This window comes from Bacillus infantis, assembly GCF_050107595.1.
Taxonomy (GTDB): domain Bacteria; phylum Bacillota; class Bacilli; order Bacillales; family Cytobacillaceae; genus Bacillus_AB; species Bacillus_AB infantis_C.
In genome coordinates, this window is sequence record NZ_JBNILH010000008.1 from 168,145 (window position 1) to 183,131 (window position 14,987).

10 protein-coding genes and 2 riboswitches are annotated in these 14,987 nt (G+C 47.7%); of the genes, 8 read left to right on the forward strand and 2 right to left on the reverse strand.

The window, feature by feature from the left end:
• From ACQCVH_RS17585 to ACQCVH_RS17595, 3 genes are all read left to right on the forward strand, one after another.
• On the forward strand, positions 1-1,386 hold the full coding sequence (locus tag ACQCVH_RS17585) for a protoporphyrinogen oxidase (RefSeq protein WP_426836911.1): 1,386 nt from the start codon (positions 1-3) through the stop codon (positions 1,384-1,386).
• A 172-nt stretch (positions 1,387-1,558) separates the two neighbouring features.
• On the forward strand, positions 1,559-3,172 hold the full coding sequence (locus ACQCVH_RS17590; RefSeq protein WP_426836971.1) for a long-chain fatty acid--CoA ligase: 1,614 nt from the start codon (positions 1,559-1,561) through the stop codon (positions 3,170-3,172).
• 139 nt (positions 3,173-3,311) lie between these two features.
• Positions 3,312-4,103, forward strand: coding sequence for an enoyl-CoA hydratase (locus tag ACQCVH_RS17595; protein ID WP_426836912.1), 792 nt, complete (start codon positions 3,312-3,314; stop codon positions 4,101-4,103).
• Positions 4,104-4,267: 164 nt separating this feature from the next.
• On the opposite strand, the gene ACQCVH_RS17600 is transcribed toward ACQCVH_RS17595, so the two are convergent.
• Positions 4,268-4,453: a YhzD family protein gene (locus tag ACQCVH_RS17600; RefSeq protein WP_257990141.1), complete on the reverse strand. Its 186-nt coding sequence runs from the start codon at positions 4,451-4,453 to the stop codon at positions 4,268-4,270.
• A gap of 141 nt (positions 4,454-4,594) precedes the next feature.
• On the opposite strand from ACQCVH_RS17600, the gene ACQCVH_RS17605 reads away from it, so the two are divergent.
• Together ACQCVH_RS17605 and ACQCVH_RS17610 are read left to right on the forward strand one after the other, a co-directional pair.
• Positions 4,595-5,494 carry an ABC transporter ATP-binding protein gene (locus ACQCVH_RS17605; protein ID WP_257990142.1) on the forward strand — a complete coding sequence of 300 codons (900 nt, stop codon included), beginning with the start codon at positions 4,595-4,597 and terminating at the stop codon, positions 5,492-5,494.
• Positions 5,487-6,740, forward strand: coding sequence for an ABC transporter permease (locus ACQCVH_RS17610; RefSeq protein WP_426836913.1), 1,254 nt, complete (start codon positions 5,487-5,489; stop codon positions 6,738-6,740). The genes ACQCVH_RS17605 and ACQCVH_RS17610 overlap by 8 nt, the downstream gene beginning before the upstream one ends.
• Before the next feature lie 290 nt (positions 6,741-7,030).
• Here the strand turns inward: ACQCVH_RS17610 and ACQCVH_RS17615 are convergent, their stop codons facing one another.
• Complete coding sequence (locus ACQCVH_RS17615; RefSeq protein WP_426836914.1) at positions 7,031-7,663, reverse strand: LysE family transporter; 633 nt, start codon at positions 7,661-7,663, stop codon at positions 7,031-7,033.
• A 178-nt stretch (positions 7,664-7,841) separates the two neighbouring features.
• Positions 7,842-7,956: riboswitch (TPP riboswitch) on the forward strand.
• Between the two features lie 216 nt (positions 7,957-8,172).
• Positions 8,173-8,273: riboswitch (TPP riboswitch) on the forward strand.
• 52 nt (positions 8,274-8,325) lie between these two features.
• Here ACQCVH_RS17615 and thiC point away from each other — a divergent pair.
• The 3 genes from thiC (at position 8,326) to ACQCVH_RS17630 (ending at position 14,910) form a co-directional block, all read left to right on the forward strand.
• Complete coding sequence (gene thiC, locus ACQCVH_RS17620; RefSeq protein ID WP_426836915.1) at positions 8,326-10,089, forward strand: phosphomethylpyrimidine synthase ThiC; 1,764 nt, start codon at positions 8,326-8,328, stop codon at positions 10,087-10,089.
• 562 nt (positions 10,090-10,651) lie between these two features.
• The gene (locus ACQCVH_RS17625; protein WP_426836916.1) at positions 10,652-11,872 is read left to right on the forward strand and encodes a metallophosphoesterase family protein; all 1,221 of its coding nucleotides are present in this window, start codon (positions 10,652-10,654) and stop codon (positions 11,870-11,872) included.
• A 29-nt stretch (positions 11,873-11,901) separates the two neighbouring features.
• Positions 11,902-14,910, forward strand: coding sequence for an ATP-binding protein (locus tag ACQCVH_RS17630; protein WP_426836918.1), 3,009 nt, complete (start codon positions 11,902-11,904; stop codon positions 14,908-14,910).
• Positions 14,911-14,987 lie beyond the last annotated feature (77 nt).

The window sequence follows — 14,987 nt, forward strand, 5'->3', positions numbered from 1 at the left end:
ATGAAGACAGCTGTGGTAATCGGCGGGGGCATCACCGGGCTTTCTGCTATGTATTATCTGCAAAAGCTGAAGCGGGAAAAGAACCTGCCGCTTAACCTGATACTCGCAGAAAAGGGCTGGGATCTTGGAGGCAAGATTGCGACTGTTAAGAAAGGCGAATATATCATGGAAACAGGGGCGGATTCGGTCGTTGCCCGCAATGAAAGCATCATCCAATTGCTGGATGAGCTGAAGCTGCATGAAGAAGTGGTCTACAATGCAACCGGTACTTCCTATCTATATTCGAAAAACCGGCTGGTAAAAATCCCCGAAGACACTGTTTTCGGCATTCCGACAAGTGTGCAGTCTTTGTTCAGCAGCCCGCTTATTTCCTTTAAAGGAAAAGTGCGTGCACTGAAGGACCTTGTCAGCAAAAATAAGGAATTCAACAAGGACAGCTCTATCGGCCTTTTCCTTGAAAACTTTCTGGGCAGGGAGCTGGTCGAATACCAGGTTTCTCCTGTTCTGTCAGGCGTCTATTCAGGGAAGCTGAACGAGCTGACGATGGCCACGACGCTTCCATACCTGCTTGAATATAAAAATAAATACGGCAGCATTATCCGCGGGCTGTCTGAAAATAAAAAGAAGTTTCAATCCTCCGGCAGCAAGAAGTTCATTTCCTTTAAGGGCGGTTTATCCGTACTTATCGACAGGCTGGAAGAAGCATTGACAGATGCAGAAATCCTTAAGGGAGCGGCGGTCGAGAAAATAGAGAAACACGAAGGGCAATACACCATTTCTTTTTCCAATAGGGAAAGCATTACTGCTGACTATGTGATCCTAAGCACTCCGCATGATGCAGCCGAAAAGCTGCTTCAGGATGACCGCTTGGATTCTGCATTCGCCGAGCTGAAAAACTCTTCGCTCACAAGCATATATCTTGGCTTTGATATCCCTGACAGCGAGCTTCCTGCTGATGGCACAGGCTTCATTGTTTCTGAAGGAAGCGATCTTAAGTGCAATGCCTGCACATGGACGAGCCGAAAGTGGAGTCATACTTCAGAGAGGCACCAGCTCCTGCTGCGGCTTTTCTACAAAAGCTCCAATCCAAATTATGCTTACCTGAACGGGCTGGACAGGGACGGGTTTGTAAAAGAGGCACTGAAAGATGTGAAAAAGAGCCTCGGTATTTCTGCACAGCCGGCCATGGTGGAAGTGACTCGCTGGAATAATTTAATGCCGAACTATTCGCTTAAGCATGGAGAAGCGGTCGAATCGATCACTGACAGCCTGACGGCGCATTATCCTAATGTCCTTATCGCCGGCTGTTCCTATTATGGTGTAGGCATTGCTGCCTGCATTGCCAACGGCCAGAAAACCGCTGAAATGATTGCGGGGAAAATATAGTAAAAGAGAGGCGGCTTTCCATAAGGAGGCCGCCTGAGTTTTCGTATTAAAAGACAGAAATTTCTGTGAAAATAAAGGGATTTCAAGAAGTTTAGAGAATGTTATAGGCAGAAGGAATCATAAGCTTTAAATAATTATGTAAGCGTTTACTACAGGGAGGTAGATTATATTGATGATGCAGACGCCTTTGACGATGACGCAAATGATTAAAAGAGCAGAAAAGTATTTTCCGAAGAAAGAAGTAGTATCAAGAACAGGCTCAGGCATTCACCGTTTCACTTACAGGCAGATCGCCGAAAGGACAAAGAAGCTGGCAGCAGCCCTTGAATCAATCGGGGTGGAAAGGGGCGATAAGGTTGGCACTCTGGCCTGGAACCATCACCGGCATCTAGAGGCATATTTTGCTATTCCCTGCAGCGGTGCTGTGCTGCATACCATCAATATAAGACTCTCCCCGCAGCATATTTCCTATATTATCAATCATGCAGAAGACAAAGTATTGCTGATAGATCCTGATATTGTACCGCTCATCGAGAAATGCCAGCAGGAGCTGTCCACGGTGAAGGCATATATCATCATGGGGGATGTAGGGCAGCTGCCGGAAACCACGCTTTCCCCGGTTTATCATTACGAAGAGTTTCTTGAAACAGGCAGAAGCGATTATGAGTATCCCGATGACCTTGATGAAAACAGCCCTGCTGGAATGTGCTATACCTCTGCGACGACCGGTAATCCGAAAGGGGTCATCTATTCCCACAGGGGCATTGTCCTGCACAGCATGGCATTGGGGATGGCAGACAGTGCAGCAGTAAGTGAGAAGGATATAGCAATGCCTGTTGTGCCGATGTTCCATGTCAATGCATGGGGGCTTCCGTTCGCGGCCGTCTGGTTCGGAACCTCACTTGTCATGCCGGGACCTTATTTCACGCCAAAGCTATTGGCAGAACTGGTACAGAGTGAAAAAGTAACCATCACAGCCGGTGTGCCGACCATCTGGCTTGGACTGCTGAAGGAGCTGGATGAGAATGAATATGACATGTCGAGCCTCCGATCCATCCTATGCGGGGGATCTGCAGCACCGAAAGGCATGATCAAAGCCTTTGAGCAAAAGCACAACATTCCGTTCATGCATGCATATGGCATGACAGAAACAAGCCCGCTTGTGGTCATTTCAACTTTAAAGAGCTATCAGGAGGAATTGCCTGCTGAAGAAAGGCTTGATATAAAAGCGAAGCAGGGAATCCTTGTCCCAGGCCTGGAAATGAAGGCAGTCGGAAAGGACGGCGAGGTCAAATGGGACGGCAAAGAAATGGGGGAGCTGGCAATCCGCGGACCGTGGATTGCCTCGGAATATTACAAAGATGACCGGACTGACGAAGCCTTCAAGGATGGCTGGCTTTATACAGGGGACGTGGTCACCCTTGATGAAGAAGGCTTTATGAAGATCGTCGACAGGACAAAGGACCTGATCAAAAGCGGCGGTGAATGGATCAGCTCGGTTGATCTTGAAAATGCCCTGATGGCCCACGAAGCCGTTTTTGAAGCAGCTGTTGTAGCAGTCCCGCATGAACAATGGCAGGAACGGCCTGTTGCCTGTGTGGTGCTGAAAGACAGTCATAGAGGCGTGGATAAGCAGGAACTCTATGATTTTCTTCAGCCTCAGTTTGCAAAATGGTGGCTGCCAGATGAGATCTTATTCATGGAGGAAATCCCGAAGACGTCTGTAGGCAAATTCCTCAAAATGGCCCTGCGGGATCAAGTCCAGCAGCAGCTGGCAGCAAAATAAAGGAAGCAAGGCAGAGTGAAGAAACTCTGTCTTTTCTTTCGGCTAAATATGACAATATTTCAAATTATTCGATAAAAACTTTATAATGATTCCTCCACTCTTTATAATAGAGATAACTATGACCAAGGAGGCTGCGGATATGGCAATAGAATGCAATACAGAAACTGTGAAGGTATCCATAAAAAACAGGGTGGCAGTGGTTGAAATGAACAGGCCGGAATCCCTGAATGCGCTGGATGAGGAAATGATTAGAGGACTGGCTGCAAACCTGAAGCAGATCAGTACAGATGAAAATGTCGACATCGTCGTGCTTAAAGGAAGCGGAAGAGCCTTTTCCTCCGGAGGCGATATTAAAACGATGCTTTCGTCTACAAATGAAAGCGATTTCTACACAGTGATGGACTGCATCAGCGATCTTGTCATCACACTCTATACCATGCCGAAGCTGACAATCAGCTCTGTGAATGGGGCAGCCGCCGGACTTGGATTCAGCCTGGCGCTGGCTACAGACTATATATTGGCAGACAAATCAAGCAAGCTTGCAATGAACTTTATCGGCATCGGACTGATCCCTGATGGAGGTTCGCATTTCTTTCTTGAGCGCAAGCTTGGTGAGGACAGAGCAAAGCATCTGATCTGGGAAGGAAAAGCAATGCCGGCCGAAGAAGCCTTTCAGAATGGCCTCGTCCATGAAATGGCTGATGGCAATATTGAAGAAGCCCTTAACGCAAAAATTGAAAATTGGCTTTCAAAGCCTGTATCTGCCATGATCAAGACCAAAAAGATTCTCGCAGAAAAAAACCGGCCGCAGCTTCTAAAAATGCTCGAGCTTGAAAAGCATGGACAATACAAAATGCGCAGCACAGAAGATCATCAGGAAGGCATAAAAGCCTTCATTGAAAAAAGAAAGCCGGTATTTAAAGGGAGATAAGCTGCAATCTGATTCTGGATTTAATAAAACTATTTTGGTACCTAAACATAAGAGCCGGACAAAAGGAGAATGCTCTTTTCGTCCGGCTCTTATTGTTTTGAAGCGCCACAGGATGCGGCGTCTTTAGCCTGCGTTCCTTTATCTGGCCAAGCGCCTTCCGCTTCCTATGCATGAAATAAAATCAGTTTTCCTAGCGGGGAGGTGCAGCGGTGGGTTTTGCCGCTTAGTCCTTTTTCGTTCAGGAGGTTTCCGCCGATTTCTTTTGCTTCGTCATCGCTGCCGGCCTGGAAGCTTTCATCCAGGATTTTTTCTCCGTCATTTTCGAATGCAGTGAGTTTGTAAGTTTTCATCATTCTTTCTCCTTTTATGAAAAATTCTGATAGTTACTATTATTCTTGCATAATTTCTATTTTTCTGTAAAGAGATTTTTCCTGTATTTTGAACCTTTTTGGAGGTTAAGTCGTATAAGGTATAGAGAAGGAGGAGTTACGATGGTACTCGAGCTTGAACATGTGACAAAAAGATTTGGAAAGTTCACGGCGGTGGATGATCTTTCCCTGACTATCCCGGAAAAGGAAATGTTCGGATTTCTGGGCGCGAACGGGGCAGGCAAGACAACAACGTTCCGGATGGTACTTGGCCTGCTGGAGCCGACAAGCGGTCGCATATCCTGGGAAGGGAATACAATTGATTATTCGACCAGCCCGATCATTGGGTATCTCCCGGAAGAGCGCGGCCTTTATCCAAAGCTGAAGGTCAGGGACCAGGTAGTATATCTGGCAAGGCTGAGAGGGATGAAGAAGCCGGACATCCTGAAAGAGCTGGACTATTGGCTTAACAGATTCAAGGTGCCGGAATATGCAAACAAGAAGGTGGAGGAGCTTTCCAAGGGAAATCAGCAGAAGATCCAGTTTATTGCCAGCGTTATACATAAACCAAAGCTATTGATCCTTGACGAGCCTTTCAGCGGACTGGATCCTGTAAATGTCGAGCTATTGAAAAGCGCGGTGCTTGAACTGAAGGAGAAAGGCACAACCATTGTGTTTTCCAGCCACCGGATGGAGCATGTAGAGGAAATGTGCGAGCATTTATGCATCATGCATAAGGGACGCCCTGTTGTCCACGGAGCTCTTAAGGAGATCAAAAGGGCGTTCGGGCGGAAAAACCTTGTGATCCATGCTGATTTCAAACTGGATTTCTTAAGTGGATTCCCTGGAGTGGAAAAGGTAAAGCAGACTGCCGAGGGCGTGCATCTGCAGATTGAAGGGGAAAAGGCTGCGGAGGCAATTTTAAAAGAAATTGCCGGCAGGGGATTTGTCAGGAAATTTGTTCTTGAGGAGCCTTCGCTTAACGATATTTTCATAGAAAAGGTGGGTGCTTCTTATGAATAATTTCTGGATTATCCTATTCCACACATACTGGAGCAAACTGAAGACGAAATCATTCATTATTACAACGATTGTCACGCTGCTGCTGATCATCGGCCTTACAAATATGCAGCAGATCATTGAAACCTTCGACAGTGGAGATGATGAGGTAAAGGTGGCTGTAATTGATGAAACAGGCAATCTCCTGGATCCTCTCCAGCAGCAGCTGAATACAGCAGGAAGCAGTCTGAAGCTTGAAGAGTTCAGCGGTTCGGCAGAAGATGGCGAGGCAAAAGTTAAGGATGGCGATTATGCCGGGCTGCTTACCTTGTCAGCCGATTCCAAAGATCTTCCTGCTGCCGAATATCAATCACTCAGCCTGGCGGATACATCGGTATCAGGTGAGTTGGAGGGAGCCCTTCAGCAGGTAAAGACCGGAATCGCCGCCTCAAATATCAATCTCTCTGAGGCAGAGCTTGCCAGTCTCTATGAGCCTGTCCAGTTCCAAAGGGATGCACTGGAGGAGAATGCCAAAACAGAGGAAGAGCTGACACAGGCAAGGGGCCTTGTTTATGTGCTGCTGTTCATCATCTATTTTGCCGTTATCATGTATTCAAGCATGATTGCGATGGAAGTAGCTACAGAAAAATCTTCACGTGTGATGGAAATTCTGATTTCAAGCGTCTCTCCCATCAAGCAGATGTTTGCCAAAATTCTCGGGATTGCCTTGCTTAGCCTTACACAGCTGTCGGTGCTGCTGCTGGTAGGCTACTATTTCGTAAAGAGGAATCTGGAGTCTATGCAGGGAGGCTTCTTTGAATTCTTTGGTTTCGGCGATATCCCGGCCGCTACCATCATTTATGCTGTGGTGTTCTTTATTCTCGGATATCTCCTGTATGCCACACTTGCAGCCTTCCTGGGTTCCCTTGTCAGCAGGATCGAGGATGTCCAGCAGATGATCATGCCGATGACGATGCTCGTTGTAGCAGGCTTCATGATTGCAATCATCGGGCTTTCACAGCCTGAAAAAGCATTTGTGACCATCAGTTCCTATATCCCGTTCTTCACCCCGATGCTGATGTTCATGAGGGTAGGAATGCTCACTCTGCCGGTCTGGGAGCCGATAGTAGGGATTGGGATCCTGGTTGTGTCCATCCTGCTGCTCTCAATATTTGGAGCTAGGGTATACAAGGGCGGAGTGCTCATGTACGGAAAGTCCAATTCCTTTAAGGATATTAAAAAAGCTTTGCAGCTGTCTAAGAATAAATAAGAAACAACGGAGGCAGTCTTTCAAACCCGAAAAGCTTTGGAGTTTGTCTGGCTGTCACTGTTTTTTGAACTTTGAGAACAGCAACTAAGTATTTTAGCCTGTTGTTGGAGTGCAAGGCACGTAGACTCCTGCGGGATTGCAGCGGCAATGCTGAGACCCCGCAACGCGAAAGCGTGAGGAAGCTCAGCGTCGCCCCGCGGAAAGCGAAGTGCCTGGAACGCAAATCCCGTTTATAGGCTGATAGAAAAGACTGCAGACAAACCCGATTTATATCAGGTTTGTCTGTTTTTTTATCCAAACAAAGAGGCAATCCCCTGATACCCAAAATAAACTCCAAAGAGAATGAGCGACAGTCCCGAAAGCATGCTGATGATGATGATTGCTTTAGAGGTGAGGAACCGCCTGAAGCCGCTCGTCAGGCCTGCCACAAAAATGTCCCAAAGGCCGAGTCCGATAAAAATCATGCAGCTGTAGACGAGAAGCTGGCCTGTCCCAAAGGAGGACGCCGTTTTTGCCAGGACCGATCCGTAAATCCCCAGCCAAAATAAAATCGACAGCGGGCTTGAAACCGACATGATGAATCCGGTGAAAAAGCATTTGAGCAGAGATTCTTTGCTCCGTATGTAGGTGACCGATATTTTATTGGCATTCATCATGCCTTCGATTCCGGAATAAAGGAGAATGAAACCGCCGAACAGCCACAGGAAGGTTTGAATCATGGGAGAATCAAGGAATTGCACGAGGCCGAGATAGACAATCAGCATATAAACCCCGTCAGCGATCATCGATCCTGCCCCGACAATCCATGCGTGCCAAAATCCGTTTTTCAGCCCCTTTTCCAGCCTGACAGCATTGACAGGCCCGATCGGAGCCGCCAGTGAAAGTCCTAAAATGATATAGCTGATATATATTCCAATGCTCAATGATATCACTCGCCTATTCAAGGATTAGCCCGTAAGGACTTGTACAATTTTATGCAGCGAACACAAAGGGTAGGACTGCAAATCATAAAATCTCTAGCTTTCTGTTTTGGAATAACATGAAAATAGTCTGTTCTCATCTTTGTTGGCATATGGTATAGTAGCTTATGAAAATAGCATATTTTGGCACTGGGGGTGCCGGTAGAGGCCGGCTGAGAGTAAGACCCGTTAAAGTCTTTGACCCTTTTATACCTGATCTGGTTTGTACCAGCGGAGGGAAGTGTAGATGGCTCTTATTTGTCATACATACGCGGACCCTTTTTGCAGGAGTCCGCTTTTTTGGCCCTGCAGAAGGAATGATGCAGCAGCTGTATGCCATTATTGGCCTGGCATGCCCCCGGTGCAATATGCAAGGGGGTTTTTGCGGTGGAAAAATAAATGAATGACAAAATGGTGTACGGCTGGATGATGTTTACAAGCGGGAAAAATGCACGAAAGTTTATATTAATTTTGTTTACTGCTGGGGGAGCTTTACAGGCTGAGAAAGGAATATCCTTAACCCTTGGAACCTGATCTGATTAATGTCAGCGTAGGAAAGCAGCCGGTATGGCCTGCTTCCTCCGTGAAAAACTGCCCTGAGGCATAAAGTTGGAGGAGGAAGAAGTATGAATCATTTATATGAAATGAATAGACGTTTTTTTTCAGGTAGCCGGAAATTATATGTAAGCGGCGTCAGGAATGATATAAAGGTGCCAATGAGGGAAATAATCCAGGAAAGTACAAGGACTGCTGCAGGAACGGAGGACAATCCTCCTGTTTGTGTATATGACACGAGCGGCCCTTATTCTGATCCTGATTTTGAGATTGATATAACGAAAGGGTTGCCCAGGTTAAGGGAGGGATGGATTAAGGAGCGGAAGGATGCGGAAGCTTATCAAGGCAGAGTACAGAAGCCGGAGGATAACGGGCTTCGGGCCGGGTCCAAAGTTTCTTATGCAGATATTTTCCCGAATAAAGCCCCCTCGCCTCTCAAGGCAAAAGAGGGCAGGAATGTGACTCAGCTGCATTATGCCCGGAAAGGTGCCATTACACCTGAAATGGAGTTCATCGCCATCAGAGAGAATCTGGATCCGGAATTCGTCAGGAGCGAGGTGGCAAGCGGAAGGGCCATCATCCCTGCCAATATCAATCACCCGGAAGCAGAACCGATGATCATCGGGCGCCATTTTCATGTGAAGGTCAATGCAAATATCGGCAATTCGGCTGTTTCTTCTTCCATCGCGGAAGAAGTGGAGAAGATGACCTGGGCAGTGCACTGGGGGGCAGATACAATTATGGATCTTTCTACAGGGAAGAATATCCATGAAACCCGTGAATGGGTCATACGAAATTCTCCTGTTCCTGTTGGGACTGTCCCGATTTATCAGGCACTTGAAAAAGTGAAGGGGATTGCCGGGGACTTGACCTGGGACATATACAGGGATACCTTGATAGAGCAGGCTGAACAGGGAGTCGATTATTTTACAATCCATGCGGGGGTGCTGCTCCGCTATATTCAGCTGACTGCCGAAAGGACGACCGGTATTGTATCCAGGGGAGGATCGATCATGGCCCAATGGTGCCTCCAGCATCATAAAGAGAATTTCCTGTATACGCATTTTGAGGAGATCTGTGAAATTTTAAAAGCTTACGATATCTCCATTTCTCTCGGGGATGGGCTGCGTCCGGGTTCTATAGCAGATGCGAATGATGAGGCTCAATTTGCGGAGCTTGAAACGCTAGGCGAGCTAACTGAAATAGCCTGGAAGCATGATGTCCAGGTGATGATCGAGGGGCCGGGGCATGTTCCCATGCATAAGATCAAAGAAAATGTAGATAAGCAGATGGAAATTTGCCATGAGGCGCCATTTTATACGCTTGGCCCTCTCACAACAGATATAGCCCCGGGATATGATCATATTACTTCCGCGATAGGAGCAGCGATGATCGGATGGTTTGGCACTAGCATGCTTTGCTATGTAACGCCAAAGGAGCATCTTGGGCTTCCGGATAAAAATGATGTGAGGGAAGGGGTCATTGCTTATAAAATTGCAGCCCATGCCGCAGATCTTGCCAAAGGCCATCCTGGTGCCCAGGTTCGGGACGATGCATTGTCAAAGGCCAGGTTCGATTTCAGGTGGAACGACCAGTTCAATTTATCTCTTGATCCTGAACGGGCGCGGGCATACCATGATGAAACACTGCCGGCTGAGGGGGCAAAAACCGCACATTTCTGTTCCATGTGCGGCCCTAAATTTTGTTCTATGCGAATCTCGCAGGACATTCGCCAGATGGCCAAAGACCAGGGGAAATCCGCTTCAGAGGTAATTGAGGATGAGATGAAGAGAAAAGCCGGGGAGTTTGCCAGCCGTGGCTCATCGATCTATTGAAACTGGCGGACATAGAAGAAGCTCTGAAATAGTGAAAATGGAGAAGCAGATCTTCCTCATGCAGCAGAAAATCCGGGGCTTAGAAGAAAAAGTTTCAGAGATACAGAGGAGCTGCTCCCATATTTATTATGAAGCAGATGGATACAGGACCTGCACAAAATGCCGCAAAAGCGAATCGGTCCACTATTGAATAAGACAAAGGCTTGCCAGGATATTCCGGCAAGCCTTTGCCTATTCGGGGAACTGTTTTCCATTTGCCTTTTTATGCTGCCGTAAGTAGCAAATAAACAATGCCGATGCTCCATGCAGCAGAAGACGTGAACTTCCAGCTGCCTGTCAGAACCTAAAGATGAAAAAAAAAGAAACAGGGCAGCAGAAATATACTTGAGCCTGCTAAGTGCCAATTGAGGATTTTATACAAGGATAATCACTCCTGCGGTTATTTGCTTCTTATACTCGCCGAAGGTGCAAAAGGTTCAAAGCATGATAAGTTTTTATAGAGGAACGTGCATTCGCTTTTTCCAGGTGATAAAATAGGGGAAAAGCGCTGAAAGGGAACATTATGAAGGAAATTACATTTATTCATGCAGCAGACCTGCATCTGGACAGTCCTATGCTCGGGCTTGCCAGCCTGCAGGATGATTTATTCGAAAAGATAAAAGAAAGCACATTTACCGCTTTAAAAAATATGGTGGATGCTGCTCTTGCAAGGAAGGTGGACTTTGTCATTCTGGCCGGAGACCTGTTTGACGGCGAAGACAGGAGCATCAAGGCACAGGCAAGGCTGCGGAAGGAAATGAACCGCCTTGCGGAAAAAAATATACCTGTTTACGCGGTCCATGGAAATCATGACCATTTTGAGGGCAGCTGGTCACATATCAGCCTGCCGGACAATGTACATATTTTCCCTCACCAGCCAAGTGAGGAACGCTATACAGCCCCCAATGGGACAACTGTCAGCCTGCATGGCTTCAGCTATCCGAGGAGGCATGTTACAGAAAGGATGATCGGCCAATATCCCGTCCGGGGAATGGCGGACTTCCATATCGGCATCCTGCACGGCAGCCTTGAAGGGGAGACCGGCCATGGCCGCTATGCCCCCTTTATTTTAAAAGAGCTGCTGGATAAGGAATATGACTACTGGGCTCTGGGCCATATCCATAAAAGGATGGTCCTGAACGCTGAGCCGCCGGTCATCTATCCGGGAAATACACAGGGGCGCAGCCGGAAGGAAAGCGGAGCTAAAGGCTGCTATCATGTCCGCCTGAATGAAGCAGGGGCAGATTTCGAATTTCTTGAATGCCACAGCTTCCGCTGGGAGCAAAGAACGGTCGATATCAGCGGGCTGTCCGCGTTTAATGAGGTTTACAGCCGCTGCCTTCAGGCTGTTGAAGAAGAGCGGAAGAACGGCGGTGCCATTCTTGAGCTTCTTTTGAAGGGTGCATCCCTCTGTCCGCAGGATATGAAAGCTGTGGCAGGGGGGGAACTGCTCTCACTCCTTCAAGAGGAAGAGGAAGGGAACATGCCGTTTGTATGGGTGAGTGAAGTTAAAGCCGAAGAGCAGCAGAGCTGGGACAGAAATCAGCTGAGAGAAAAAGCGGATTTTTTCAGCGGGCTGTTTGCTGCTGCCGACGGATTTGACGATTTTGAAGAAAGCTTGGGAAGCCTTTATAGCCACCCGCTGGCGAGAAGGTATGCAGAAAGTATGGAGGAAGGGGAAAAGGCAGTGCTTTTAAAAGAAGCAGAAGAGATGCTGCTGGGGCTCCTTTACAAAAATGACTGAAAGGCAGCGCGGGAAAGGGGAACAGCTCTATGAAAATACTTGAAATCCATATATACGGCTATGGCAAACTTGAAGATGCTGTCTACTCCAGCCTTGGAGATTTCCAGGTCTTCTTCGGCGAAAATGAAGCAGGCAAATCGACAATCATGTCTTTTATACATAGCATCCTGTTCGGTTTTCCCTCCAGGCAGCAGGCTGAGCTCAGGTATGAGCCAAAATTCGGGGCGAAATACGGCGGCAGGATCACAGCTTCCTTCCCTGCAAGGGGAAAAGCAGTCATTGAGCGGGTAAAAGGAAAATCAGCAGGAGATGTAAGTGTGGTGATGGAGAATGGGGAACGCGGAGGGGAAGAGCTGCTGGGCGAGCTTCTTTCACATGTTGATAAAACACTTTTCCAGGCCATTTTTTCATTTAATCTCCATGGGCTGCAGAATGTCCATTCCATGAAAAATGAAGAGCTCAGCAAATTCCTTTTTTCTGCCGGTGCTATAGGCTCTGATCGTCTGGCAGCAGCAGAAAACAAAATTCAGAAAGAGATGGATGGGCTCTTTAAGCCAGGCGGGAAAATCCCAGTTCTGAATGACCAGCTGAAAAAGCTGAAGCAGCTGCATGCTGATCTTAAAAAAGCAGAACAGAAAAATGAACAATATTGGACCATGACAGCTGAGAGGGATGCTGCTGCCGCAAAGATTGAAAGCTTGCGCAATGAAGCAGATGCATTAGGGGCCAGGCTCCACCAGCTGGAAGAGTGGATGCGCATAGGGCCAGTCCATAAAAAGATGCAGCTTTTATATGAGGAAGAAGAAGAAGCCAATAAGTTATTGCGTTTTCCTTCAGGAGGATTGGGTAAACTTGAGCAGCTTAACCAAAATGAGATCCCGCTGAAGGGCAGGAGTGCGAGCCTTTCAGCCAGGCTCGCTGCACTTAAGGAAGAGGCAGGGAAGATCGGCCCGGAACAGCTGGTTCTTGATCATGAGAAAGAGATTCTGTCTCTTCAGGAAAAGATGCCTGCATACGGGCAGCTTGTCCAGCAAGCCAAGCAGGCTTCCTATAGAATCAGGAAGCTGGAGGAAGAGTCGGATCAATTGAAGGATAAGCTCCATCTGCGCTTGTCAGATGAAGAACTGGAACAGGCGGATACCAGCATCTTGATGCAGGAAAAAACAGCCCAGGCACAGCGCAAAAAGCAGAGGCTGGCAGAAAAGCGTGCAGAGCTTGATGAGCGCTTCTCAGAAGAAAAGGATATGCTGGTCAGCCTGGAAGAAGAGTTAGATCAGGTGAATGCCGGTCTCCTGACCGTTGAAGAGCTTGCAGACATCCGGCGCCGGCTCGCAGGTGAGTCTGATCCTGAGAGTCTTTTAAGAAAAAGGGAAGACCTTAATGGAAGGGCAGTCTTCCTGAGGAATGCAATTCAGCGTGAGAAAGCAACGCAGCAGAAACAGCGTGCAGCAGTGAAGGTTCAGGTGCTGATAGCTGCGCTCATCTGTGCCGTGCTGATTGCGTGGGGCCTGGCGGACAGTCAAATGGCCCTAATTATGGCAGCTATACCCGGATTTGTTTTCATTGCCTGGCTTTTATTAAAAAAACAAGACCTCAGCCATCTAAGATCTTTGGAAGAAGATCTTTTGTCCATTGAGAAAAGCATGGAAGAACTTGATGAACGCATAAAAATTCCGCAGACGGATGGGGCATTTTACCTTAAAGAGCGGATTGAGCAGGACAGGCAGCTGCGGGAACGCCAGCTGCAGCTGACCGTCAGGCTGCAGCAGCAGAATGAGCAATATGATAAAGTTATCGCTGCTTTTGAAACATGGGAGGAAGAATCCGCCCAGACAGACGGCCTTCTTGCAGAGCTCGGCAGGCAGCTGTTCCTCCCTGCTTCCCTGGCACAGTCTCATATCCACGATGCATTTCTGCTGCTGGAAAAGTTAAAATCGGTCAGGCGCGAACTCCGTCATGAAAAAGCTGAGGCAGCAGCTGCTGAGAAAGCTGCTGATGAAATAATAGGACAGGCTAATAGGCTTGCAGAGCTCATCCTGGAAGAAGCAGGAGGCGGCGTGCAGGAAACAGCTTTTATTTTGAAAAAACGGCTGCTCGAGGCCCAGGGAAAATGGAGTGACCTTAAAGCGAAGGAAGCTGCCATAACGGAGCTGAAGGAAGAGAAAGAGCAATGTGTGCGAGAGCTTGCTTATATCAGTAAAGAAAAAGAAAAGCTGTTCTTGTCAGCTGATGCCGGCTCAGAAGAGGCTTTTATTGATAAAGGCAAAATAGCAGTAAAACAGGAAGAGCTGCAGGAAGAAATCAGGCATCTGGACAGGCAGCTGAAGCTTTCTTCCCTAACGGAAGAGGAAAGGGCTGAGTTTTCGTCCATCCCAGCTCCTGAGGCAGAATTGGCCCGCTGCAGAGAATCCCTGGATGGTATCAAAAAAAGCCTTCCGCAGCTTCAGGAAAAAGTGGCATCGCTAAACCATGAAATTGCCCTTATCGAAGAAGGCGGGTTATACAGCGACCTGCTGCATAAATTCTCCCTTGCAAAGAGCGAGTTCAATGAAGGGGCGAGGATGTGGGCCAAATATGCATTGGCCAGAAAGCTCCTTGAAAACACGGCTGAAAGGTACAAGCATGAACATATGCCGGAGATGCTCGGGAAGGCGGAAGAATTTCTATCCGTCCTGACTGTCGGGCGCTATGTCCGCATCACCCCAAAAGAAGAGGGGGCAGGACTTCTCGTGGAGAACCGCGATGGCACCCTCTTTGAAGCCAATGAACTCAGCCAGGCAACGGCCGAGCAGGTGTATGTGTCCATCAGGCTGGCCTTGGCGGCAGCCATTTATAAAAAATACTCGTTCCCTATCATCATAGATGACAGCTTTGTCAATTTCGATCATGTAAGAACGAGAAGGATGATTGAGCTCCTGAAGGGTCTGGAAGGCCATCAGATATTATTTTTCACCTGCCAAAGGCATCTGCTTGAACATTTTGACCCAGGTGAAGTGGCAGACCTTCAGGGAAGGAAGGTACAGCATGCTGAAAATTGAAATCAGGCCTTCTCTTTTTCATGAAAATCCTCACTAGCCCCTTGCACGCAAGGGGCTTTTTGCTGTTTTCCAATCCG